The sequence below is a fragment of the Burkholderia sp. Ac-20345 genome, from assembly GCF_017104825.1.
In the GTDB taxonomy this organism is placed as follows: Bacteria; Pseudomonadota; Gammaproteobacteria; order Burkholderiales; family Burkholderiaceae; genus Burkholderia; species Burkholderia lata_B.
This window is the reverse complement of record NZ_JAAGPO010000503.1, coordinates 1-1,435: the sequence shown is the minus strand read 5'-3', so window position 1 is coordinate 1,435 and position 1,435 is coordinate 1. Positions and strand designations below refer to the sequence as shown.

Here is a 1,435-nt window from a genome sequence, read left to right as displayed (position 1 = left end):
TTATAGAAGCAATCATCATCTATTTTTTTATGACGTACACTGCGCACACCCGATATAGACACGATAAATCACAACCTTCCCCTCACCGCCGCTCTTCCGATCCATCCTTGCCGAGCGACGCGAGCGCCGCCGCCAGGTTCACGACGGTGGACGTGCAGCCGACACCCGCCGGCCCGCCCGTCACCGCGACGATGCGCGACGCGCGCCCGGCCAGCAGGCGCCTCAGCCCTTCGGCCTGGTCGATGATCCGTTTATCCAAATCGCACCTCGTGCAGCTCGGCGGTGGAACGTGCGGTCAGTGCGGAGAGCAGCGTCGGCATGTCCTCGTCTTGCGGCACGAAGGGCGAGCCGTCGCGCGGTACACAGAACGCGCTCTTCAGCAGGAATTTGGTCGACGCGACGTACAGGTTCTCCGGCACCTTCTGGCCGGTCGACACGTAATGGATCGGCAGCTTGTAGCGGATCACCGTGTCGAGCACGCCGCCGAGGTGGGTCGCCTCGTCGAGCTTCGTGAGGATGCAGCCGGCCAGGTCCGGATGCTCACCGGCGCTGCGGTACGCCTGCACGACTTCGTTGAGCGTGTCGCCGTGGCTCGTCGCGTTGAGCAGCAGCAGGCGCTGCACCGGCGCGTTCGCACCGTGCAGCATCGCGATCTGGTCGGATACCGCGCGGTCGCGCTGGCTCATGCCGATCGTGTCGATCAGCACGATGTGCTTGTTGCGCAGCTCGGACAGCGCAAGCGCGAGGTCGCCCGCATCCTTCACCGCGTGCACGGGCACGCCGAGGATCTTGCCGAAGATGCGCAGCTGCTCGTGGCCGCCGATCCGGTAGCTGTCGGTGGTCAGCAGCGCGACCTTGCTCGCGCCGAAGCGCATCACGCAGCGCGCGGCCAGCTTCGCGGTGGTGGTCGTCTTGCCGACGCCCGTCGGCCCCATCAGCGCGAACACGCCGCCGCGCTCCATCAGCGCGTCTTCGCTTTCCAGCACCGGCAGGTTCGACGCGAGCACCGACTGCGCCCATTCGGCGGCCTGCTCGAAGGTCTGCTCGCCGTCGCCGGCGGGCATGTTGTCGACCAGCATCCGCACGAGCTGCGCGGAGAAACCGGCCGCGAACAGGTGCTTCGTCAGCGCGCCGTGCACGGCGCTGCGACGCTGGCGGTCATGCCACATCAGGCTGTCGAACTGCTCTTCCATCATCCCGCGCAGTTCGCCGAGCTCCTGCATCACCGTATCGTTGACGATCCGCTCGATGCGCGACTTCACCGCATCGGCCACCGCGGCGGCCGCGTCGGGGGACAGGCGCGTGCGCTCGGCCGCCTTCGCGGCATGCGTCACACTCGTGTTCGTGTCGGGTGCGCGGGTGGCGGCGGCCGGCATCCGGCGTTCGGCGTCGCGCACGATGTCGCGTGCCCAGGCGGGCGGCGTCGCGCCGGCTG

Annotated in this window: 1 protein-coding gene and 1 pseudogene; both read right to left on the bottom strand. The window is 67.8% G+C overall.

The window, feature by feature from the left end; translation table 11 throughout:
- Positions 1 to 103: 103 nt before the first annotated feature.
- Positions 104 to 259 (bottom strand): annotated as a pseudogene (locus G3O06_RS48300) (MinD/ParA family protein); the annotation flags it as partial.
- On the bottom strand, positions 252 to 1,435 hold a 1,184-nt coding region (gene flhF, locus G3O06_RS48295; RefSeq protein WP_205820463.1), incomplete at its 5' end, for a flagellar biosynthesis protein FlhF. The gene flhF and the pseudogene G3O06_RS48300, both read right to left, overlap by 8 nt.